Source organism: Paenibacillus sp. FSL F4-0097, assembly GCF_038593125.1.
Taxonomy (GTDB): Bacteria; Bacillota; Bacilli; order Paenibacillales; family Paenibacillaceae; genus Paenibacillus_AQ; species Paenibacillus_AQ odorifer.
This window is the reverse complement of the sequence record NZ_CP151965.1, coordinates 6,188,150-6,211,144: the sequence shown is the minus strand read 5'-3', so window position 1 is coordinate 6,211,144 and position 22,995 is coordinate 6,188,150. Positions and strand designations below refer to the sequence as shown.

General features: G+C 40.5%; 20 protein-coding genes and 1 riboswitch. Of the genes, 16 read left to right on the top strand and 4 right to left on the bottom strand.

Annotated elements, in window-relative coordinates:
• Positions 1-772 precede the first annotated feature (772 nt).
• Positions 773-1,546: a DUF4097 family beta strand repeat-containing protein gene (locus MHH86_RS27860; RefSeq protein WP_179086923.1), complete on the bottom strand. Its 774-nt coding sequence runs from the start codon at positions 1,544-1,546 to the stop codon at positions 773-775.
• A gap of 157 nt (positions 1,547-1,703) precedes the next feature.
• Here MHH86_RS27860 and MHH86_RS27855 point away from each other — a divergent pair, with 157 nt between their 5' ends.
• Together MHH86_RS27855 and MHH86_RS27850 are read left to right on the top strand one after the other, a co-directional pair.
• The gene (locus MHH86_RS27855; protein ID WP_051491188.1) at positions 1,704-2,498 is read left to right on the top strand and encodes a MerR family transcriptional regulator; all 795 of its coding nucleotides are present in this window, start codon (positions 1,704-1,706) and stop codon (positions 2,496-2,498) included.
• Between the two features lie 458 nt (positions 2,499-2,956).
• Positions 2,957-3,328, top strand: coding sequence for a GNAT family N-acetyltransferase (locus MHH86_RS27850; RefSeq protein ID WP_036681348.1), 372 nt, complete (start codon positions 2,957-2,959; stop codon positions 3,326-3,328).
• Between the two features lie 375 nt (positions 3,329-3,703).
• Here MHH86_RS27850 and MHH86_RS27845 read toward each other — a convergent pair whose 3' ends face one another.
• Both MHH86_RS27845 and MHH86_RS27840 read right to left on the bottom strand, forming a co-directional pair.
• Positions 3,704-4,969: an IS110 family transposase gene (locus tag MHH86_RS27845; RefSeq protein WP_036684113.1), complete on the bottom strand. Its 1,266-nt coding sequence runs from the start codon at positions 4,967-4,969 to the stop codon at positions 3,704-3,706.
• 287 nt (positions 4,970-5,256) lie between these two features.
• The gene (locus MHH86_RS27840) at positions 5,257-6,285 is read right to left on the bottom strand and encodes a polysaccharide deacetylase family protein (protein WP_051491189.1); all 1,029 of its coding nucleotides are present in this window, start codon (positions 6,283-6,285) and stop codon (positions 5,257-5,259) included.
• 407 nt (positions 6,286-6,692) lie between these two features.
• Here MHH86_RS27840 and MHH86_RS27835 point away from each other — a divergent pair, with 407 nt between their 5' ends.
• The 10 genes from MHH86_RS27835 (at position 6,693) to MHH86_RS27790 (ending at position 12,981) form a co-directional block, all read left to right on the top strand.
• Positions 6,693-7,181 carry a DUF2199 domain-containing protein gene (locus MHH86_RS27835; RefSeq protein WP_036681350.1) on the top strand — a complete coding sequence of 163 codons (489 nt, stop codon included), beginning with the start codon at positions 6,693-6,695 and terminating at the stop codon, positions 7,179-7,181.
• Between the two features lie 471 nt (positions 7,182-7,652).
• A complete protein-coding gene (locus tag MHH86_RS27830) occupies positions 7,653-7,871 on the top strand; it encodes a helix-turn-helix transcriptional regulator (protein WP_036681352.1) in 219 nt (72 codons plus the stop codon).
• Positions 7,855-8,289, top strand: a complete 435-nt coding sequence (locus MHH86_RS27825) for a hypothetical protein (RefSeq protein ID WP_036681354.1) — start codon at positions 7,855-7,857, stop codon at positions 8,287-8,289. Before MHH86_RS27830 ends, MHH86_RS27825 begins: the two co-directional genes overlap by 17 nt.
• 58 nt (positions 8,290-8,347) lie before the next feature.
• The gene (locus MHH86_RS27820) at positions 8,348-8,719 is read left to right on the top strand and encodes an iron chaperone (protein WP_036681355.1); all 372 of its coding nucleotides are present in this window, start codon (positions 8,348-8,350) and stop codon (positions 8,717-8,719) included.
• Positions 8,720-8,968: 249 nt separating this feature from the next.
• On the top strand, positions 8,969-9,949 hold the full coding sequence (locus tag MHH86_RS27815; protein ID WP_036681357.1) for a phosphotransferase: 981 nt from the start codon (positions 8,969-8,971) through the stop codon (positions 9,947-9,949).
• Positions 9,950-9,992: 43 nt separating this feature from the next.
• Positions 9,993-10,373: a hypothetical protein gene (locus tag MHH86_RS27810; RefSeq protein ID WP_036681359.1), complete on the top strand. Its 381-nt coding sequence runs from the start codon at positions 9,993-9,995 to the stop codon at positions 10,371-10,373.
• Between the two features lie 102 nt (positions 10,374-10,475).
• Complete coding sequence (locus MHH86_RS27805; protein ID WP_036681361.1) at positions 10,476-10,997, top strand: AAA family ATPase; 522 nt, start codon at positions 10,476-10,478, stop codon at positions 10,995-10,997.
• A 24-nt stretch (positions 10,998-11,021) separates the two neighbouring features.
• Entirely contained in the window at positions 11,022-11,885 is an 864-nt protein-coding gene (locus MHH86_RS27800) for a hypothetical protein (RefSeq protein WP_051491190.1), read from the top strand.
• Positions 11,886-11,925: 40 nt separating this feature from the next.
• Positions 11,926-12,426, top strand: a complete 501-nt coding sequence (locus MHH86_RS27795) for a hypothetical protein (protein WP_076141928.1) — start codon at positions 11,926-11,928, stop codon at positions 12,424-12,426.
• A 30-nt stretch (positions 12,427-12,456) separates the two neighbouring features.
• A complete protein-coding gene (locus tag MHH86_RS27790; RefSeq protein WP_076141929.1) occupies positions 12,457-12,981 on the top strand; it encodes a hypothetical protein in 525 nt (174 codons plus the stop codon).
• Positions 12,982-13,036: 55 nt separating this feature from the next.
• On the opposite strand, the gene MHH86_RS27785 is transcribed toward MHH86_RS27790, so the two are convergent.
• On the bottom strand, positions 13,037-13,828 hold the full coding sequence (locus MHH86_RS27785; RefSeq protein ID WP_076179432.1) for an AraC family transcriptional regulator: 792 nt from the start codon (positions 13,826-13,828) through the stop codon (positions 13,037-13,039).
• A 213-nt stretch (positions 13,829-14,041) separates the two neighbouring features.
• Here MHH86_RS27785 and MHH86_RS27780 point away from each other — a divergent pair, with 213 nt between their 5' ends.
• The 4 genes from MHH86_RS27780 (at position 14,042) to MHH86_RS27765 (ending at position 22,990) form a co-directional block, all read left to right on the top strand.
• The gene (locus MHH86_RS27780; protein ID WP_036681365.1) at positions 14,042-16,093 is read left to right on the top strand and encodes a beta-galactosidase; all 2,052 of its coding nucleotides are present in this window, start codon (positions 14,042-14,044) and stop codon (positions 16,091-16,093) included.
• 71 nt (positions 16,094-16,164) lie between these two features.
• A riboswitch (TPP riboswitch) is annotated at positions 16,165-16,273 on the top strand.
• Between the two features lie 103 nt (positions 16,274-16,376).
• On the top strand, positions 16,377-18,119 hold the full coding sequence (gene thiC / locus MHH86_RS27775) for a phosphomethylpyrimidine synthase ThiC (RefSeq protein WP_076129801.1): 1,743 nt from the start codon (positions 16,377-16,379) through the stop codon (positions 18,117-18,119).
• Positions 18,120-18,204: 85 nt separating this feature from the next.
• A complete protein-coding gene (locus MHH86_RS27770; RefSeq protein ID WP_339824492.1) occupies positions 18,205-19,191 on the top strand; it encodes a phosphotransferase in 987 nt (328 codons plus the stop codon).
• 253 nt (positions 19,192-19,444) lie between these two features.
• Positions 19,445-22,990 carry an alpha-amylase family glycosyl hydrolase gene (locus MHH86_RS27765; RefSeq protein WP_340952417.1) on the top strand — a complete coding sequence of 1,182 codons (3,546 nt, stop codon included), beginning with the start codon at positions 19,445-19,447 and terminating at the stop codon, positions 22,988-22,990.
• Positions 22,991-22,995 lie beyond the last annotated feature (5 nt).

Genomic DNA, 22,995 nt, shown 5'->3' with positions numbered 1-22,995 from the left:
TATCTGGTTAACAAATTCTACTTGATTTGGGGCAAAAGAGGACCAAAGCTTGCTTTAAATATTTTATTAAAGCTGGTTTATAACGATTTAGTGAAAAGGTAGTTGGGATATATAATGAGTTTCTTGAACTCGTTAACCATTTTGGCTATCGTTTCAAGATATAATTATAAAGAAACGTATTACTTCACAACTATAATGTCATTAATAATTTTAACCCATTGTCACTTCATAACTTTAATGTAGTTTATAAATTTAAAGAAACAAGAAAAAACCTTGATATACAAGGTTTTTTCACTTCACAACATTAATGTATCTGAACAGTTGTCAAAAGAAAATAAAGTATTAGACTGACGATGCTTCATTAAGCTAACTGGCAGGAAAGTTTAAATATTCAATATACGGTATTATTTTAATTATATCGATAGTAGTACTTTTTATATGCATCGGATACATTCAGTTCCAAAGGATGGTTCAAAACAGTCAAACAAAATCATGAAGGTATAAGCCGCTGTAATGCGGCTTATACCTTATTTTGATGGAATTCACGATCAAGCTTAATTTTGGCCCTCGGGTACATCATAAGATAATCGATTTACGGGTCGGATTAACAACTTTATCAAGGTGATTTTCCATTACAAGAGGGAGGGATATTGTATCGGTCATAGGCCGGTGGAATAGTCGAAGAGGTAGGCCAGAAGTTTCAAAAGTGAAACAGGGGTTATCCCTTTCAATATTGTATCTGACTTCATACGAGCTAATATTTAACTACTGGCTACTCAGAAAATTGCAAGTTAATATTTCCGTTATTTGTATAAGCAGATAATTTTTTTGAACCATTCTCTTTATTGGCAGGCAAATTGCTATCTCCTTTCTTTACCTTGCTTAAGATCGCGAAATCATCATATGACCCTAGAATTGAACCGCTAATATTTCCGTTTTTTGTTTCAAGGGTTATAGCCGCCCCTGCATTCAATTTGTCCAATTGGATATTTCCGTTATTTATGTTTACTTCCACTGTCCCCAAAAACGCGATTGTTGGTAATACAATACTTTCATTTGATGTTTTTAAAGTCAAATTTTTTAAAGTTGCGTCAGGTATCCATACCTGAATAGTTCTGGTTACTTGCGAGCCTTTTCCTCCGATATAGTCGTTCCATTCCTTATTACTGTCACTTACCATTGATAGTTCTTTATCATCAGATAGATCAATCTTGTAAAAATCTTTCTCACTTTCATAGTAAACAATATGAATTTGTTCATCTTTAGATTGGAGGATAGTTATTTTTTTGTCCTTTACATCAATTGTTAAGGTATCAATCTTTTGGGCAGGGATGATGTAATTTTTTTCCTCCATGGAAGTGGAGTGGGAGGAGCATCCTGCCAATGATATCAATAGTGTCACCAATATGCCTATAGTAGTTAGTAATTTTTTTGCAGTACTTTTCATTATAAAATGCTCCTTTGTTAAATCATTTTTCTTTTTAATATAGCCAGTCCTACGAATACCAATCCTAAGCTGCTCTGCAAAAAAAATTGCGATATGCAACTAAGCATTAGAGTTGAACATAATGATCTTGAAAAAGTCTACCCAAATATGTTGCAAGAGTTGGATCGGATCATTTTTGTATTTCGTTGCGTTTATCAGTCGCATATGTTTTAATCATCATAAACTTTTGTGTTACAAAAAGGTCAAGAGGGTAGATATGAACAACTATTTTACAATTAAGCAAGCAGCAGAAATCGTAGAGATGACCAGTGAGACCTTGCGGCACTATGATCGTATTGGATTAGTCAAGCCATGCCATAAAGATGAATTGTCGGGATATCGATACTATTCCGAGCAGGAGCTCGTAAAGCTGCAAACCATTGAACTGCTCAAAGCAATGGATCTTACTTTAATGGATATTAAAGATATATTGCAGCAGAATGATCTCACTAAAGTAATTGATTTTCTAAAACAGGCAGAAAAAAGAGCAGACGATAAAATTGCTCGTCTGCAGTATGCAAAATCGAAAATTAAACGTGCCTATCTACATTATGAAAATAAGTTCCACAACGATTATAGTCAAAGTGAAAATTACTTTGTCAGACACATAGAGGAAAGGGTAATTATGTTTTCGAATAAAATGGAAAGCCCCACACTTAAGAATTTATGGGACTATCACAGACATTTCTATCAACAAATTGAGACTTCTCTGCATTCACAATTTCTGTTTGAAGATATGGCGGGAATGTTTACGACTGAAGGAATAACACGGTTATTTGCTGTTTGCTTGAAATATCCGTCTTTAGAGGGGTTAACTGTGCTACCAGAAGGGGACTATCTGTGTGCAAACTGTACCGAAGAGAATAAGAATGCTGTATTACAAAATTTACTTGAAAGGGCAAAGACGGAATACGATGTGTGTCCAGATTTTGTTCTTCATAACATTATTGTGACTGGAATATTGCAGTGGGATTATCAGATACAACTGTTCATTAAGAAAAGCACATGTTAGATTAAAAGTCGCTAATTTAGCGGCTTTTTTTTGATTAAGCAATCACGTTTCTTGCCCCAGGCTGAGGACAAGAACGTTATACTTCGCCGATTAGCTAAATATTTAACTATTGTTCAATGTTATCTATTTAGCTAACTGGCAGATTAACGCTATATGCCTCTTAGGATTTGTATGCTTAAGTGAAAAAAGTATTATCATGAATTCTCTAATGTGAATAAATACAAATTCCACTTCAGTTAATCCATTTTCTATACATATTTTTAATAGTATATTGAGGTAAATAAAGTGATTATTCACTTTGATAAATCCGAAATTTCTTTGTTGGTATTATTTTATGGCTTCGTAAGGATTGCAAAACCATCGAAATATGGGAGTTTAAAACAGATGCTGTGCCGTAGTTAGTTTTATGAAAGGAAGGTATAGGGGTGAGTATTTATTACGCTCCAAGCTAAGAGGATATCACTAAGGATGCACTCCAAGAGTTATTTCTTTCGGTAGAATGGGAGTCTGGCAAGTATCCAAACGAGCTTTTACAAGCAATCGGAGGGCCTCATTCAATTGTTACCGCTTGGGAAGGAGGAAAGCTTGTCGGTTTAATAAATGCTTTGTCAGATGGTGTTTTAACGGTATATTTTCATTACATGCTTATTAATCCGAGTTATCAGAGTATAGGTATAGGAAAGGAAATGATGAATATAATGCTTGATAGATATAAAGGGTGTAAAACCAAAGTATTAATTTCTTATCCGCATGCAGTGGATTTCTATAATAAATTTGGCTTTAATACAGAGGATGGAGCTACACCAATGTTTATCTCAGAGTTGATATGATTAAACTCCCTCGAAATGATTCAGTTTCCTCACTCAGACTCATGAATTCGCAGGATTTCATCCTGTAGTTAAAGTGATGAAGAGGATGATGAAGGAGCCGGTGGCTGGGAGATGGGGAATTGGGCATGCGTAAATAAGGGTGAATAAGGATCACCCATATTGTTCCATTATATGCACGTCTCCACTTCGCCCTAGCGATTCTCACTCCCATGTCTCAACGGGTCATAGCCCTTTCATTCCTTCGTCACATCTAACTAAGGGGTGGAGGTCGGTCTTTCTAACGGAACGGGTCCGAGCCCTTTTGCGTAACGTCTCCCGATACTCCGTGCTTCTTGTTATCCTGCGAATGCATGAGTCGATGAGGATTAATTGGTTTTATGCTGCTTGTGGGAATACCTTGATCGGTTCGTAAGCGGTACTGCTTTTAGCCAATGCGACTAGCATTCTCGCTACTTTACCGATTAATTTCATAATGGATTTCATCTTCTTCAGTTTCTTTTCCTCTACATTATAACGATGTGCCGCTCGTATCTCCGGATTTGTCATAACCATACTCATTGTCATGAGATAAAGAAAATGACGTAAACGTGGCCGGCCTCGTTTGCTGAGCACCATCTTTCCTCGCCATTTCCCGGAGCTAGCTTCAGCTAGATTTAACCCAGCATGACGCAGTAAAGCATTTCCGTGCGTATATCCGCTTAGATCACCAGCCTCACCGAGTACACCAGCTAGATTCGTAACATAGATGCCTCGTATTTCAAGGAGCTTCTGTGCATAAGGAATACGCTTAAGAATGAGGCGGAGCTCATGCTCAATTTGTTCAAGCTGGCGCTGGGCCAGGTCATATTCTTCGAGCAATTGCCCAAGATGGAGCTTGTATGCGTGGAGTGCCTGAGTGGCACCCACACTGGATTTCGCAAGTGAAATGAGTAGCTCAGCACGTTTAACTCCAGCATGACGCTTTACATATTGCTTCCAACCGGCAAGGACCTGTTCCGTATTTAACAGACGGATCTCTTTTGGCAAGGGGAAGAGTCGGAGTGTTGCGATTGCACTGGTGCAAGTGAGGATTTTAAAAACCTGACGAAGTTCAGGGAAAACAATGTCTACCCAGCGATGAATCTGATTAACCGCAGCGTTGAGGCGCTTGGTAACCGTCTCTCGGTTCGCCATTAGAATACGTAGTTCCTCGTAATCTTCGGGATGAAAACGAACAGGGGAGTAGTACCCGTTTTTGACCATGTCTGCTATGACAAGCGCATCTTTATGGTCACTTTTAGACGGTGTATTATCTCGGTTTTCCTTGTTCTTTTTGACGAGATGAGGATTAACCAGAACGGGCTCCATGCCTTGATCGAGGAGCCAACGTGCCAGGCTAAACCAGTAGTGGCCAGTGGGTTCCATACCAACTATGACGCTGCTAAGTTTGTAGGATTTGAGTAGATCTTGGATCCAGCGTTCGAACAGATCGAACCCTTCACGATGGTTACCGAATTCGAGCGGAGTTCCCAAAGCAATCCCACGAAAGCTGACCGCGCGGGCCACATGGACTTCTTGGGCGATGTCTACGCCAATGACCAAATGATGAACGGTAATGTTTTCAATGAGTTGATTTTGCTTGTCTTGAGCTTTAAACTTCATAGTAGAGCGACCTCCTAAATGGTGAGATTAAAAGGGCTGTAGACCCGTATCCAACTCCCATGTTACCGAGGCGCTCGTTTTTGTTCAAACTCCAAATTATTCAGTTTACAGGAATTCTAACGGGTCACGATAATTGAACAATAACAGCGGCAGTCTAATACTTATTTTTTATGGATCTGACGATTTCAGCCACGTGGGTAAAAGAGTCCTCCATGCGTCCGATTATCACTCGCTTGATACCGTTCGTATTCCCTCTGATATCTATGGTACAAAATTTGAGTTATCACTCAAGCCTTGTTCAAGCTGCTGTGTGTCAGTTTCAATGTCCGGCTGCGGTGGTCGTAATGCATCTCTATCCCCAGTGATCTGCTTAGCGGGCCTAACGGAACCATCAATTTTCCATTCCTCAACTGCGGCTGAGTCCCGATAAGAGGGACCTTTCTGGAATTCACAGTCAACTCCATCAGCGGCTCAGTATGCTTCAGCTGTTCTATGGATAAAGCCGCGGTGAGGGTTTCGTCCCCTTCGTTAATCCGCGGTGCGTTCAGATTCGTTCTGGAGCTTAAACCCTCCCGGGTATTGAATTTCAATTTGATTCCGAGCGAATCGCTTGCATCCAGCAGCTTTTCATTATAGGAACCGTAGGGAAAAGCAATAGCTGAATCCGTATTGCCTAGCTCTTCCTTTAGCCTGCGTTCCGCCAGAGCCAGGTCCCCGGTTACCCTTCTGTAGTATTCTTCATTTAGCTCATTGCGGTTCTCATCATCAATGTACAGCAAGGCACTCGCCGACGGACGGGTACCTCCTTCTGCATCGACAATGCCATAATAATGCAGATTGTACGTATGATTATAGAAGCCCATTCCGGCACGTTTCATCTCCCTCATCTGCTCCCAGGTCAGTTTTGGTACCTTCCGCCCATCCGGGTTATCAACATCAGAAACAATGATGAAGTTAATTGCGGTGTAACCATGCTTTTGCAGAATAGGAAACGCCAGCTTATAAAAGCTCTCATAACCATCATCAAAAGTCAGCAGAACTGCATTATCGGGAACCGGAGCATTCTCCAGCATAAACTGCCGGTATTGCTCCATCGTAATGACCTGAAAGCCCTCCTGCTTCAGCAGCCGCATTTGTTCATCAAACTGTTCTGCGGATAATACACCGGGATAAAGCGATAACGATTCTTCTGTGAGATGATGGTACATGAGTACCGCCACCTGATCTTTGTAGTAAATGCCCTCGGGAAGTGGAGTCTGCTTCTCCCAGCCGATACGGGCATTAAGAACCTGCTCAGCTACGTCTTTAGCAAGCATAAATTCATGATCCGGATTCAGAACATAGGCATCTGTTGTGATCTTGTATCCGTCAACACTGGTGATTCCAGCTTAGACATAGTTTTATACGTAAGAAGAGCAGACAAGCAGACCATTAGCGATAAAATTACGAGGATATAATATTTTTTTAGTTTTAGTTTGTTTAGTTTCAATGTTTAAGTCTCCCTACATCCTGATTGCATTAATATATATATAACGCTTCAGACACCCAAAAATGTGACAGGGATTCTTGGACAGTTTTTCAGCCGATCAGAGTTGCCCTTTTTATAGAAGTAAAGGGCAGGATAACTCAGTAATTTCGCGAATATTCAAAAGATGGAATTATCACAAAGTTCCCGAATAAGACGTTATAAGAAATCGGCGAGAAACTATAAGGAGCAGAAAACATGAAATGCCCTCATTGTGACAACGAATTAAGTGAACTTCCTTTATGTTACGGAAGTGAAGCACCATATTACTTTTACACTGTACCAGAAGAGAAGAGAACAGAATTAATTAGAGATTTTTGTGTAATTGATGAACAGCATTTCTTTATTAGAGGCCATATTGAAATACCAATAATTGATAGCAAAGAGAAATTTATATGGAGTGTTTGGGTTTCTCTTAGTGAAGAAAACTTTCTGAAGTCTAATGAATTATTGCACGTAGAAGGAAGGGAGACGGAAGAACCTTATTTTGGTTGGTTATCGACTGAACTTTCAATATATCCAATAACTACATTATCGTTAAAGACAATGGTACATACACAAGAGGTTGGTGCTGTTCCGTTAATAGAATTAGAACAAACGAATCATCCACTTGCAGTTGAACAAAGAGAAGGAATTACAATGGGGAGAGTTAAAGAAATTGCACATTTAATAAATCATAGTCAGTAAGAGAAGAATTTGAATGTATAGTCGAAGAAGCTGCCGGCAGATTACTAAATCATATCTACGCCGCTCTCCTTGGTCTGCTAAGTCTAAGACTTTATTTTCTGCTGACAATGATACGGTTAGTCCCGATGATGTGAATAATCATCGGGACTTTTTTATCCAAAAGGCAAACTTTCGGATGGGATATTCTTGAAACAGGCTAAGCTAACTGAACTTTTCTTTCATAAGTTGTCGCCCGTGAAACACTCAGCGTCACCCCGTACTCCTATAAGGGAGTTAACGGGTGGCGTTTTTTCATGCCCAATTCTACAGATGTAGTATCAACAAGGCGTGCCCTAAATTATTACACCTATAAAGATCACGGGTTAAATTGCAATCAATTTCAGTTAATGGAAAGTTAGCTTTACATACACATTCCAATGTGTTATTCTTACGGAAAGTTAACTTTCCATAATTGCTTCAGGGGGTAAGATATTGAAAAACAGGCTTGAAGAGATTAGAAAAGAAAAAGGTATTAAACAAGAAGAACTAGCGGATAAATTGGAAGTATCTAGGCAAACGATTGGTTCACTTGAAAATGGCCGGTATAATCCATCCATCATTCTTGCATTTAAAATTGCGCGATTTTTTGAAATGAGTATTGAAGATATTTTCATTTACGAGGAGGAGCTGGGTAATGAAAACGGCAAGTAAATGGGTGCTCTTAACAATTGCAGGTGCTATTATGGTTTATATGGGTGGATTTATTTTAATCGACGAGAAGCTAAAAGGAATTTCCGGTTTGCTCATTGGTGTGGGTTCAGTCCTTGCAGTGCTTGGAGTAGGAAATATGGTGTATTCGTTATGGCTTAATAAGCCTCAGAACAAAGTAAAAAATGATGAGAAAGTTAGAATGAGTAAAATTGAGGCTAATGATGAACGGAAAATAAGAATAAGAGAAAAAGCCGGTTGGAAAACTAATATTGTTAACTTTTACATCCTAATGGCTCTAACTGTTGTATTTAGTTTAATGGGAGTAGATCAAACTGTAGTCACTGTGTTATGTGGTGTTTTTATTTTTCAAATCTCCTTAGGAATCTTCCTGTTTAATTATTATGCTAAGAGAATGTAGTTGATATGACGTAACATCAAATAGACTATTCGAAAATATTTTTTTAGGAGAGAATGACATGGAAGTATTTGCAGAATATTTAGCGCAGATTGATAACCCGCAACATCGGGAAAGAATGGAAGAAGTTTTGGCTTGGGTAGCTGGAAAATTTACTGATTTAAAGCCAAAAGTTGCGTGGAATCAGCCTATGTTTACCGATCACGAGACTTTTATTATTGGCTTCAGTGTATCCAAACATCATTTGGCGGTTGCCCCTGAAATTGCAGGAATTAATCGTTTTTCTGATGAAATTGTGCAGGCAGGTTATGATCATACCAAGCAGTTATTACGCATCCGATGGGAAAGTCCAGTTGATTTCTCATTACTTGAAAAAATGATCGAGTTTAATATTTTGGATAAGGCAGACTGTTCAACTTTTTGGCGGAAATAAAACGTATTATTTAGCGTTCAATTCATTTTAAGCAAATTTATATGTGGAAGCACCGGAGGACAAGTCACTTTAATACGTGATTTGTCTTTTTTATTTAAATTCTCAGCGTGAAATATTCAATATTTTGGAAGGTGGATGGAATGTTGAAAGCGAATTTATACACGTTAGTTCAACCTGATGAATGCTGAAAAATGGAAGTGAGACAAATGGCTACTGTAGGCGAGAGCCAATTCAGATTGGAGGATGAAAATGCTACTAAACGATGATCAACTATTAGAGCTATTAAGAGGTCAGGGTGTTCCTGAGATTCTTGAGATTAAAAGAACAAAACAAGAAATACGCAATCGAGCAGCACTCAATAAAATAGAAGTGTATACGAAAGACAATAAGGTTTTGTCGTTATTAGAGAAAATCACAAAGTCAGATCATATTCCATATGAAAATATGATTTATAATCATTACTATACCAAGGATGTATCTATTCCGAGAGTCTTTTTTAATAAATATGATACAGTCGGACAAGAGGGGATATTGTTGATGGAAGATCTGACCCCGACACATACCAATTTAGCTGACTGGGAAGTACCTATTGATTCTGATAAATTAGCAAACATTATTGATGTGATCGTACAGTTTCATTCTGCTTCTTGGGGGACAAGCGAGTTAGCTCATCCCGAGCATTTGAAAAGTATAGAGCATTATTTAAAGCATATTTCGTATTTGGAGAGAGACTATCTGGCTTTTAGAAAGCAACAGACTTATAACCTTGGGGAAGAACAGTTTAGTATTTACGAGAAGAGTTTACTTAGCTTGCGTGAAAATGCCCAGAAACATATTAGTCGTATATCCAGATATCAAAATACAACATGCATCCATGGTGATCTAAATGTTGGCAATTTATTATATCCGAAGTTCAGCAGTTCAAGGCCGTGCATCATTGATCTTGAAGCAGTGAAGGTTGGGCTTTGTACGGAGGATCTCGTTATGTTATTTATCCACGATTTGTTTCATGGCAGTGCCGAGACTACACGTATTTTTGATCTGTATTTTCATTCAATTAACAATAAAATCAGGAACGCATACACGTACACACAATTTGTGGAGGACGTTAGATTATCGATTATGGAAGGAATCTTTTTTCCAATAAAGTTATTTGTCCATGAAGGAATTAAGGATGAGGAGCTTATATGGAAGTCGATAAACGCCTATAAGAATCTCGTCGAAATATAGCCTGAACTTAAAAGATAGTTGGAATTCTGTTGTTAGAATAGAGGTGAATATAATAAAACATACAAAGATATCTTTAGTTATTCTATTCGTTCTGTGTATAACTTTAGTCACCGGGTGCAATAGCCATTGGGTTCAGAAGTACGGAAAAGGTGATTATTGGGAAACAATTATTGAGCATAATGAATCAACAGGTGAGATAAATTACGAAATCAATTATATAGGGACTGAACCTACCATAAAGATTTTTATATTTGAGTATTCAAGTGAGTATTTTAATACTAAGGGAGGTTTCGGTAAGAGTAAGACAGAGGGTGGTTTGAAAATGAAAATGACTGAATTTTCAAATGAATTGGATTTAAATAAACAGACAATAAAGTTAATGCTAACATGGAACAATAAAGCAGAAGAGATAATACTCGAATAGATTTTCGAAGAAGAATACATATCAGCTAACATAGAATTCACGCTATGAGCTCATTTATGTCTGTGGAAGACCCAAGACTATGCTGAAAGGAAGTGGCCCTCGTTGTTTTTTCTTCAGATGTCTGGATACCCCGGATCAGGGAAGTCTTCATTAGCCAGAGTAATAGCGCAGCATACTTCTGCTGTTATTCTTGATCACGACATTGTAAAGTCTTCTCTTATGGAATCACTTGGAGCAAACTTTGGGTTCAAGGAAGTTGGGGAAATTTCGTATGATATTGAATGGGCCTTGATAGATTTTTACTTATCTCAAGGTCATAATGTTATACTCGATAGCCCTTGTTTATACTCTGAGATGATAGAGAGAGGATTGAATCTGACCCAGAAATATAATGCGGAATATAAATATGTAGAATGTTTATTAAATGACTATGACGAGCTCAATAATAGACTGCGAAATAGAAAAAGAATGATTAGCCAGATTGAAAGAGTGCCTTCTGAAGAGACATTACTTAAAACTATTGAAAATGCTAAAAAGCCCTCTAATGTCAGAATACATATTGTTAATACAAAGGAACCGATTGAATCCTATATTAAAAGTGTCATTGAATACTTAAATGCTTAGCGTAAATTTTGAGGAGGGGAACAGATGGATTTTGAAAAAGCAGCCCATTTCATTTGGACACATGGCAGATTATTAGAAAGAAGGGTTTTTGAATATATTTTCCACGGTGGATCAATAAGCAATGTTGTGACTTCTCTAATAGCCTACCAGAACGAAGATGGTGGGTTTGGAAATGCAATAGAGCCAGATTTACGGGCACCCAGTAGTCAGCCACTTTTCATGGAATTTGCACTACGTTTCTTATATGACTGTAACATAAAAGACGAAGAACTCTCTCAAAAAGCATGTGATTATATTTCAAAGCATGCTGACTTAAAAAAAGGGATTCCAACAATATTTCCTTCATCATCGAACTATCCAAGAGCAGAACATTGGAATAACCCTCTTTCTCCAGAGCCATCATTTAGCAGACTTACTGGTCTTGTCGGGCTTCTTAAATGGCAAGGGATAGAACATTCCTGGCTTGATAAAGCGACAGAAATTTGTTTGGAAGATATTCACTCACAAGCCTATGATGATGCGCATACAATTTTAACTGCATTTTATTTATTGGAAAGCTTACCTCAATCCGATTTTATCAAAGGATTATTTCAAAAATTATCTAAGGAGCTTATTACTGCCAACTTTTTTTGCTTGGATGCCGCATCCCACAGTTATGGACTCTCTCCTCTAGAATTTTCGCCATCACCAACTTCTTACTGTAGCAGCATATTTTCTGATGAAACCATTCTTGATCATTTAAAAGTATTAGAATACCAACAGGAGGATGATGGAGGATGGCAGATAAAATGGGAGCCTCCCGGTGAAACAGCGAGGTTGGAATGGAGAGCCTATAAGACGCTAAAGAGTTTGATGATACTAAATTCATACAATAAGATTAATCTATAAATTGAGCGCGGAGATAATAAACAATGCAAGGAGAGAACCTATGAAAAAATTAAGGAGAATCATAATTCCGTTATTCTTAATCTTTTTATTGGGATGTAGTGATGAGGAAATTAGCGATAATTCAAAAAAAGAATATAGCAAAGCTGAACAATTTATTACCGATATGGGCTATCTGATCATTAGTAATGAAGGAATTGTTTCTGAATATTTATTAGATAAAAAACTGCTGACGGAAATGCCATACATACAATATTGGAGTGTTCAAAGTGTTGATCCAATCGATTATATAGGTAAGGAAATAACTACAAGTAAGTTAATCGTTAAAAACCACCCCTTAGATAATGAGAAGGATAATACAAAAAAACAAACCCTGATTTTTCTGCTAGAAGCAGACGATGAAGTGATAGGAGGCTATAGTTTTCCTGATTTCGATGAATTACATATGGGCTGGGTTTACACCATTGATGGAAAAACACTCGAAGAATTGACCGGAGAAGCATTTCCGAATTGGTCAAAAGAATGGAATTTAAGATATAAATAATGGCTGGGGAGTATTTATAAAGGAGCAGATATGAAAAAACTAATCCTAGTGCTTGTAGCTGTGGTTATTATTTCGAATGCGATATGGAGTTATTTATATTTCAATAAAGAGTTCGAAACAAATTTAAACACTGGTGTTCAAGTATATACGCTTAAGGGTACAGGGGATACATGGGATGTTTTAGATTACAAAATAATAATTTCATCTAGCAAAATTTTACGGGGACATGGGAAGTTAGTGTTCAAGGGAGACCCAAGCGCTTTAGTGAATAGTAGCTATTATAAGTATGAAGTCAATGAAAAAAACACTAATAATAAGGATGAAACAGTTCTTGTAAATGAAGCTAGGTCAACGGATGGACCCGTTTCAATATTAAGTAACACTGATATCGGGTCTATAACAGGTCCGTATTCGTATGACGAATTAAATAAAAATAGACAAAATTATGAAAACACCACTTTATCTATTACATGGAATGATAATGAAGGGGAGATTCATTCCGAAACAATAAGTTTAGATATTGAGAGTGAAATTTCTCTTAAGGATGATCTTTAAGGGTGATAAGTCCAAGAGACTAAGATTGAATCTCTACGGACTGAAGGAAGATCGTCTACGCCCCAAAAGCCTGCCGGTATTTCACAGGAGACATGCCTTCAAACCTTCTGAACACTTTAATAAAATAGCTGGATTGGGCAAAACCGGACTGAGTCGCAACCTGAGCAATGGAGAGTCCTGTGGAAACCAGTAAAAGCTTGGCTTTAGCCAGCCGACAATCGGTTAAATAACGGTTTGGAGTTTTGCCCATAACCACCCGGAACAGCCTTAGAAAATGATAGCTGCTGTACCCGGTCAATCTTGCCATCGATTCCAGAGACCAAGGGCTGGCACATTCGACATGAATGATATCTGCAGCACTCCGGATGGACTGTCTAACCTCGTGCGGTACTGAGCCGTGAAGCGGCTCGGAGTTCTGCAGCAATTTAACTAGAAGCTCATACAGCAGAGCAGATAGTCTTGGCTCGCTACGGGTCACGTAGGAAGCGCTCAGTAGGTACATTTCCTCGAATAGCTCGTCCAGCTTAGCATCCAAATCAAAAGTGAACAGGTATGCACGGGACTGGTCCACTTCCTCTAATAAGGGGAGGACGATTTCAATATTAAAATGAACCCATCGGACATCCCAAGGCTCGCCTGGGTCAGAGCCGTATTGCTGATAAGCCCCTTTTGGGTACAGAAAACCTCGTCCTCTACTCATCGGAATACGTTCGCCCTCATGGAATACATAACCCTCCCCACCAAAGATCAAATGCAGGTTATAACTCCCCAGAAACCCTTCGCTTCTTCTCTCTGTATGTTGTGGAAAAGTGAGTGTAATGTCCCAAAAATTCAGGATAACAGACATATTTTGAAAAAGCCGGTGTCGGCAAATACCATTGTTTCTTCATGTTTGGCAGCACCCATTTCTGTAGCGCAACAGAGCGCAAGTTGGATTAAGGCAATAAACGCAAGATTGTTATATGATAGCAATATTTTGTTATATAAGACCTCTTATCATTGATACTACAATAGAATTATAAAATATTGAAAGCATATTTTTAATACTTTGGAGGTAATGATGAAGAAACCTGTCGCAACTGAAAAATTCGAGCTTGGCGTTTGTTATTATCCGGAGCACTGGCCAGAAAACATGTGGGAGGACGATTATCGCCGGATGCGTGAACTCGGCTTTACGATCATTCGGATGGGGGAGTTTGCTTGGTCTATTTTTGAACCCACAGAAGGGGAGTTTCAGTTCGGGCTCTTTGATCGGGCGATTGATCTAGCACATAAATATGGTCTTCAGGTTGTACTTGGTACTCCGACGGCAACGCCTCCAGCTTGGTTGACTGATAAATATCCAGAAGTATTAAATGTAACCTACGAAGGTGTTACACTTCAGCATGGCATGCGCCGCCATTATAATTACAGCAGTCCTAAATACCGGGAACTGTGTGCACGTATTGCAGAACAAATGGCTGAACATTACGGCAATCATCCGGGTGTAGTTGGCTGGCAAATTGATAATGAGCTCAACTGTGAGATCAGTGAATTTTATTCGGAGAGTGACCATAAGGCCTTCCGGGAATGGCTACAGCAGAAATATGTTACGCTTGAGCATTTGAACGAGGCATGGGGAGCTGTTTTTTGGAATCAAAGCTATAGTGACTGGTCTCAGGTCTATCTTCCACGTCCGACTCCAGTACCGAAGCAACCCAATCCTCATCAGGCATTGGATGAAAAACGGTTTATTTCGGACAATACAATTTCTTTTGCCAAAAACCAAGCGGATATCATTCGTAAACTTGCCCCTAAGCAATGGGTAACCACGAACGGTCTGTTCGGTCATCTCGATAGCCATGAAATGACGGATGAACTGCTGGATTTCTTCAGCTATGATTCCTATCCTCAGTTCTCTACTATTTTTTATGACCCGAATGAGCGGAATCCGCTGAATGATAGAGGCTGGGGACTGTCGTTATCTGTTGTTCGTTCGATATCCCCGAATTTCTGCATTATGGAGCAGCAGTCGGGCCCGGGTGGCTGGGTGAACCGGATGGATATGCCTTCTCCAAAGCCCGGGCAGATGCGGTTATGGACTTATCAGTCGATCGCTCATGGGGCAGATATGGTGTTATATTTCCGCTGGCGGACAGCTACGATGGGCAATGAAATTTATTGGCATGGAATCAATGACTATCATAATCAGCCTAACCGGAGAGTGCGGGAAGCGGGGCAGATCGGTCAGGAGCTGGCAGCAGCAGGTCAAGCGTTTATCGGTACTCATAATCAGGCTAACGTTGCTATTGTTCGTGATTATGACAATGAGTGGGATGGAGAATACGATGTTTGGCATGGCCCGTTTATGTGGAAGAGCAATAAGGAGTGGTACAAGGCTCTTCAGCGGAAGCATATCCCGAATGACGTGCTCTATTTGCGCAAAAAAACAACGCTGGAGGAGCTTGCAAGGTACGACGTGCTTATCTATCCTCACCCAGCGATTATGACAGATGAGACAGCGTCTCTGCTGGATGAATATGTTCAACAAGGCGGCAAACTGATCTTCGGCTGTAGAACTGGCTATAAGGATGAGCGCGGTCAATGTTATATGCGTCCTTTCCCAGGTACTGCTAAGGATCAATGCGGGATCACAGTTGAAGAATTCACAATGGTTAAGGGCAGTCGTCAGCCAACAACAATTAGCTGGTCGGGCGTGACCGAAGTCGTTACAGGAGCAGATGACTTTAATGATATTCTCAAAATAGAGGAAGCTTCGGTTGAAGTGATGGCGGTTTACGCCTCTGATTATTATGCGGGAAAACCGGCGGTAACTAAAAATCGTCGCGGCAAGGGTGAGGTTTGGTATTACGGAGCCGTATTTAATGAACAGGCAGCGGCTGAGATCATAAATTTAATTGATCTACAATCGCCAGCAGATTGGCTGGAGCTCCCAGAAGAGGTAGAGCTGCAAGTCCGTACCGGAGCTTCTTCCAGTTATGCTTTTTTGCTTAATTATAGTGAGACTCCTGTCACGATCCATCTTCGTGAGACCAAAACAGATTTACTGAGCGGCACAACATTGTCGGGCGAGGTGCTTCTGGAAGGATTTGGGGTATTGGTGTTAAACTAACGTATACATTGATCTCACATTTGAGTAGATTTGGATAATTCTCTCTTTTCGGTTATACTTTGAAGTAGCAATTATATAGTCACGGGAGCTTGGTGGGACCAGGCTGAGAGGATAGTTATAACTATCGACCGTCAAACCTGATCTGGATAATGCCAGCGGAGGAAATGGAGCTCTATTTCTATTTGTCTACTCTAAGGCCGCATCTTATACAGATGTGGCCTTTTCTATGTGTGGGGAGTAGACCGTCTCCGCTTGATCAAATCACCTTATAGGAGGAATTGAGATGACAAGCGAATTGAACAACGATCCAATCAATCTATCAGCTTTTCCAGCAAGTCAAAAAGTGTATGTAAAGGGTTCACGGCCTGATATACAGGTGCCTATGCGGGAGATCTCACTTAGTCCAACTGCGGGCATAGACGGCGAAGAGGAGAATGCCCCAATTCATGTCTATGACACAAGCGGGGCTTACACGGATGCTAATATTCATACTGATATTCGTCAGGGGTTAGAGCCCAATCGTCTAAGCTGGATTGAGGAACGAGGGGATGCGGAAGCGTACGAAGGAAGAACCGTGAAGCCTGAAGATAACGGGAATGCAACGGGAAAAGCTGTGGCGGAAGTGTTTCCAGCGCTCCATAGAAAACCTTTGCGAGCGAAAAAGGGGCGTAATGTCTCTCAAATGCATTATGCACGCAAAGGGATTATTACTTCGGAAATGGAATACGTTGCGATTCGTGAGAATGTGGCACCGGAATTTGTAAGAGATGAAGTAGCCCGCGGCCGCGCCATCATCCCATCGAATATCAATCATCCAGAGAGTGAACCGATGATTATTGGACGCAATTTTTTAGTGAAGATCAATGCCAATATAGGAAATTCCGCAGTATCCTCCTCCATAGAGGAAGAGGTAGAGAAGATGAGATGGGCCACCCGCTGGGGTGCAGATAATATAATGGATCTCTCCACAGGTAAAAACATCCATACGACACGCGAGTGGATCATCCGTAATTCTCCTGTTCCTATTGGCACGGTGCCTATCTATCAAGCGTTGGAAAAAGTGAATGGGAAAGCGGAAGATTTAACGTGGGAAGTGTACCGTGATACGCTCATTGAGCAAGCGGAGCAAGGGGTTGATTATTTTACCATTCATGCGGGGGTTCTGCTTCGTTATATCCCGTTGACGGCACAACGTATGACTGGCATTGTTTCAAGAGGTGGTTCCATTATGGCGGCATGGTGTCTTGCGCATCATCAAGAGAACTTTTTATATACACATTTTGAAGAGATATGTGAAATCATGAAGCTGTACGATGTTTCTTTTTCCCTAGGCGATGGATTACGTCCGGGTTCGATTGCTGATGCGAATGATGAAGCACAATTTGCCGAGTTAGAGACGTTAGGTGAATTAACAGCTATAGCTTGGAGTCATGATGTACAGGTGATGGTAGAGGGTCCAGGACATGTGCCGATGCACTTGATTAAAGAGAATATGGATAAGCAACTTGAAACCTGTAACGAAGCCCCTTTTTATACATTAGGTCCACTGACTACAGATATTGCGCCTGGTTATGATCATATTACCTCTGCTATAGGTGCAGCGATGATTGGTTGGTTCGGTACAGCAATGTTGTGTTACGTAACTCCGAAGGAGCATCTTGGCCTGCCTAATAAGGAAGATGTACGTGTAGGGGTCATTACTTATAAAATAGCGGCTCATGCCGCAGATTTGGCGAAAGGGCATAAAGGAGCACAAGACCGGGATAATGCTCTTTCGAAAGCCCGTTTTGAATTTCGTTGGCGTGATCAATTTCATTTATCGTTAGATCCTGAGCGAGCGCTAGAATATCATGATGAGACATTGCCTGCGGAAGGCGCTAAAACAGCTCATTTTTGTTCCATGTGCGGGCCGAAATTTTGCAGTATGAAGATCTCTCATAATATCCGTAATACGACGAGAATTGAATCAGGAATGCAAGAGAAGGCGCAAGAGTTTCTCCAAGGCGGGAGCCTCATTTATAGATAACTTTTTCTGCTAAAAAGAAATATCTAAAAGAAGTCGTCATTGGCGGCTTCTTCTTTTATACTTTGAATAGATAGGAGTTGATGAAATGGAAGCGATTCGCTCAGAGGAAGCCATTTTAGAGGATTTAAGTAATAGTTTCTATCATTTTTTTGGATTGAAAGTCCTTCATGCTACCCCAATAAAACGTGGCTGGTTAAATCTTAAATGGAAAATCATAACGGATTCAGGACCATTTCTACTTAAACAATACAACAAAAAAAGATATAAATTGTATAACCCAGAAGAGCTGAACTTTGCTTTTTCTCAACAGAAAAGACTGTATCTACAGGGGCTCCCATGTCCCGAATTGTTGGCTTATAACCATAAAGTTTTATTGGAATCAGATATGGGAGAGACGTTTATGGTTATGGAATATTGTGAAGGGCGTGTCATAGAGCCGGGCAAAATTAACATCCTTCAAATGTTTGATTTGGGTCGTGCCACAGGTAAAATGCATCGTTTATTAAATGATGGGACCCTTAGTTTGAAAAGAACCCCACAATTTATTCCCCAAAGCCCTGAGGAACGTTTAGAACATTGGAATGTACTCCTACAACAATCAAAGGAAATGGGCAAAACTTCACTCATCACTGACCTAGAGATACAACTGAGAGCGACTGAAGAAATAGATCCGGAAATATTCGAAGGACTTGTAGCTGGATGGGCACATCGTGATTTATGGGTTGATAATCTTTTATTTCAAGATAGCCAATTGTCTGCAATTCTAGATTTTGATCGGTTCAAATATGATTATCCGCAGCTTGATGTAGCGCGAGCAGTGATGTCATCTGCTTTAGATGAAGATTTAGATGGAGCACTAGCTTCAGCATTTATTGACGGATATCGTGAGGAACGAACGGTGGAGCAGGGGTATTTAACAAAATCATTGCAGTTGTTGTGGTATATGGAAAGCCCGTGGTGGATTAATGCCGCGATGGACAAACATAGTGTACCTCCAAAACGTTTTGCAAAAGAAATGAATTGGCTGGCTAAGAACCTGAACATTTTACCTGCTATCTTAGGGAACTTATAGTGAAAACGATTGAATTATAGCCTAAAAGATGCATTGACCAGCAAAAGTTTGGCGCCTATAATCTTAACAAGGAAAATTCATCAGATATTGAACCGTTTGTAAACGCATACAATGAGTTTTTTCCTTATTAATCATTGAAGGAGGAGATTAAAACTATTAAGTATTTCTTTTTTCTCATTTTTGCAAACGTTTGCACACCGCGATAGCGCTTAAAATCGTAAGCTGCACTTAAAATTATGAGGAGGTTATTTACTTGGTATCCAAACAATCCAGGCGTTATATTTCGTGGTTAATTATTTTTTCACTCATTTTTAGTTTATTTGGTTTATCGGGTGGAGCATCGGCCAGCAATACGGATCATACAGTCACCTATACCAATCCTACAGCGGCAGCTGTGACCTTACATTGGACTACGAATAACTGGGCTAATACTACGGACACGGTGATGACCAAAAATGGAACCACGTTCATCGCCAACCTCAATGTTCAGGAAGGCGCCACCCTAATTTATTGTTATCACATCACGGCTCCAACGGATAGTTGGGACAATAACGGCGGGAAGAACTGGACGGTTGTTATTCCGGTCGCCGGGAAATACGAAGCAGAGAGTGCATCCCTGTCTGGTGGTGCAAAAGTAAATACGAATCACACCGGATATTCGGGCACTGGTTTTGTTGATGGATATACAACTACAGGAGCAGCCACCACTTTTAACGTCCAGGCTTCCGCAGCAGGGTCCTATAATGCCACGCTTCACTATGCTAATGCATCCGGCAGTGCTAAAAAAGTGTCCATTTATGTCAATGGAATAAAGGTTACACAGACAACATTAGCCAACCTGACCAACTGGGATACATGGGCAGACCAAACAGAAACACTCTCTTTACAGGCAGGAAATAACACGCTTGCTTATAAATATGACTCGGATGATAGCGGGAATATTAATATCGACTATGTGACCCTTTCGGCCGGAGCTACACCAACACCAACGATAACTCCTACCCCAACAGTGACACCAACACCTACGGTAACTCCTACCCCAACAGTGACGCCAACACCTACGGTAACTCCTACACCTACGGTAACTCCTACACCAACAGTGACGCCAACACCTACCATAACACCCACACCAACGCCAACAGTGACGCCAACACCTACACCTACTTCAGCGGGGCTAACCGTTCACTTTAAGAAACCAGCAAGCTGGAATGCAGCGATCCGCATCCATTACTGGAATCTGAATCCGGCAACCGTTCCGACTAGTGGAGCATGGCCGGGGATACTGATGAAATCGGACGGGAACGATTGGTATAGCTATACTGTTCCAAATGCTACAGGGGCAAGCCTGATCTTTAATGACGGCAATGGCAAACAGACGGCTGACTTATCTCGCAGCGTAAAAGAGGGCTGGTATAACTCAGATAACGTATGGTATGATGCCAATCCAGACGTTCCTAAGGTTCCGGTGATATCCGTCTCGCCTGTGCCCAAAACCTATGATTCTGCCCAAACGGTGACCCTATCCAGTACAAATAGCGGCGATAAAATTTATTATACGACCGACGGATCAACACCTACGACAACCTCAACGTTGTATACGACTCCAATCCAAGTACCTTCTTCTTTGACTATCAAAGCATTCGGCGTTAACTCTATAGGGCAAGCGGGTAATGTAGGCTCTTTTGCTTATGTGATTGATCTGAATGCCGATTTGCAAGCTCCGATTATCACTGCGAATCTGCCTGTTGGGAATTCGAGCTCAGCGGTTTCCGTATCTTTTAATATAAAAGACAACAAGGCGGCAACAACCACAGCATATTACACAGATAATGGTACGGAACCAACAACGAGTTCAAAAGTCTATATTTCAGGCAATGCACTAACATCTCTTGCGGGACCGTCTATCTTGATTAACAAGACGACAACCTTAAAATTCCTTGTGATCGATGGTGCCGGAAATGAAACCAAACAGAGTTTTGTTTATAACATTGGTAATAAGGGTGATTTTCGAGAAGATACGATTTATTTTGTAATCACTTCCCGGTTCTATGACGGTGATCCGAGTAACAACGAGCATGCATGGGAGGATGCCAAGGCAGGAAATCCGGACTCGGATCCAGCTTGGCGAGGGGATTTCAAAGGACTGATTCAAAAGCTCGATTACATTAAAGCCTTAGGATTCAGTGCCATCTGGATTACACCTGTGGTGCAGAATGCCAGCGGTTATGATTATCATGGGTACCATGCAATAAATTTTGCAAAAGTAGATCCAAGATATGAATCCGCAGGGGCATCTTATCAGGATTTGATCAATGCAGCACACGCTAGAGGGATAAAGGTTATTCAAGATATTGTCGTCAATCATACCGGTAATTTTGGAGAAGAAAATCTGTTCCCGATGTTCAAAAAAGATCCAACGGCGGCGGACACCGTGAGTAACATGCTCAAAATTACGGATAAGCTGCCAGCTAACTATGATTCCATGACCCCGGATCAGCAATATCAGGCAAGACTTGCCTTAATGAAGACTGCGGAGACTAACAATAATATTTACCATACGGAAAAAAGTCTTTCTTGGGAGTCTTACACCGTCCAGACAGGACAGATTGCGGGAGACTGTGTGGACTTAAACACAGAGAATCCTCTAGTGAATCAGTATCTAATCGACAGCTATAATCAATATATTGATATGGGTGTGGATGCTTTCCGGGTCGATACTGTAAAGCATGTAAGCCGGTATATTTTTAACAAATATTTTGTGCCGGCATGGAAAACAAGAGGGGGCTCAGACTTCTTTGTCTTTGGGGAAGTGGCTACTCGGTACAGAGATGTGTGGAACAGTGGAATTCCGGCGATATCAACACCATTTTATACTTGGAAAAGCTCAAAACCCTATCCAGGTGACGGTCAAAATGACTACGCTTCCAATAAGCTATCGGTGGAACAAGAGTGGGCAGATAACTCTACTACAGCAGGACAACCTACCTCGAACAATGCTTTTTTAACAGGAAATACTTATCATACGCCTGATTATTCGAAGAAATCGGGTATGGATGTTATTGATTTTCCAATGCACTGGGCCTTCAAGACTGCTCAGGAAGCATTCAGTATGAGAAGCGGTGATCAATTCTATAATGATGCTACCTGGAATGTAACTTATATTGACTCTCATGACTATGCACCTGACCAAGCACCAGAAAATCAAAGATTTGCTGGCACACAGGACACTTGGGCTGAGAATCTCGCGCTGATGTTCACCTTCCGAGGAATACCTGCGATCTATTATGGTTCTGAAATTGAGTTCAAAAAAGGATCAGTCATCGATGTAGGTCCAAATGCGCCGTTAAGTACAACAGGCCGTGCTTACTTTGGCGATCATATTGAGGGTAGTGTTACTGTTCAAGATTACGGTAAATATACCAATGCTACTGGCACACTTGCAGACTCGTTAAATTATCCTCTGGCGAAACATATCAGACAACTTAATTTAATTAGAAGAGCTGTTCCTGCTTTGCAAAAAGGCCAATATTCTACAGAAAATGTATCAGGTGATTTGGCATTTAAAAGAAGATACACTGATAGTAGCAAAGGAATCGATAGCTTTGCTTTGGTTACGATCTCAGGAAATGCAACATTCACTGGAATTCCTAACGGAACTTATGTGGATGCAGTGACTGGTGATACCAAAACCGTTACCAACGGTGTGATCACAATCAACTGCTCCGGTAAAGGAAATGCGCGAGTGTATGTATTGAACGGTAGTGGTGGAATCGGAGAGTCAGGAACCTATTTGAAGTAGAACCT

Coding starts and splice junctions, on each gene's coding strand:
- MHH86_RS27820 (WP_036681355.1), top strand. CDS start 8,348: ATGGAAGTATTTGCAGAATATTTAGCGCAGATTGATAACCCGCAACAT.
- MHH86_RS27780 (WP_036681365.1), top strand. CDS start 14,042: ATGAAGAAACCTGTCGCAACTGAAAAATTCGAGCTTGGCGTTTGTTAT.
- MHH86_RS27825 (WP_036681354.1), top strand. CDS start 7,855: ATGAAAACGGCAAGTAAATGGGTGCTCTTAACAATTGCAGGTGCTATT.
- MHH86_RS27795 (WP_076141928.1), top strand. CDS start 11,926: ATGAAAAAATTAAGGAGAATCATAATTCCGTTATTCTTAATCTTTTTA.
- MHH86_RS27845 (WP_036684113.1), bottom strand. CDS start 4,969: ATGAAGTTTAAAGCTCAAGACAAGCAAAATCAACTCATTGAAAACATT.
- MHH86_RS27790 (WP_076141929.1), top strand. CDS start 12,457: ATGAAAAAACTAATCCTAGTGCTTGTAGCTGTGGTTATTATTTCGAAT.
- MHH86_RS27770 (WP_339824492.1), top strand. CDS start 18,205: ATGGAAGCGATTCGCTCAGAGGAAGCCATTTTAGAGGATTTAAGTAAT.
- MHH86_RS27785 (WP_076179432.1), bottom strand. CDS start 13,828: ATGTCTGTTATCCTGAATTTTTGGGACATTACACTCACTTTTCCACAA.
- MHH86_RS27815 (WP_036681357.1), top strand. CDS start 8,969: ATGCTACTAAACGATGATCAACTATTAGAGCTATTAAGAGGTCAGGGT.
- MHH86_RS27855 (WP_051491188.1), top strand. CDS start 1,704: ATGAACAACTATTTTACAATTAAGCAAGCAGCAGAAATCGTAGAGATG.
- MHH86_RS27800 (WP_051491190.1), top strand. CDS start 11,022: ATGGATTTTGAAAAAGCAGCCCATTTCATTTGGACACATGGCAGATTA.
- thiC (WP_076129801.1), top strand. CDS start 16,377: ATGACAAGCGAATTGAACAACGATCCAATCAATCTATCAGCTTTTCCA.
- MHH86_RS27840 (WP_051491189.1), bottom strand. CDS start 6,285: ATGCTTGCTAAAGACGTAGCTGAGCAGGTTCTTAATGCCCGTATCGGC.
- MHH86_RS27835 (WP_036681350.1), top strand. CDS start 6,693: ATGAAATGCCCTCATTGTGACAACGAATTAAGTGAACTTCCTTTATGT.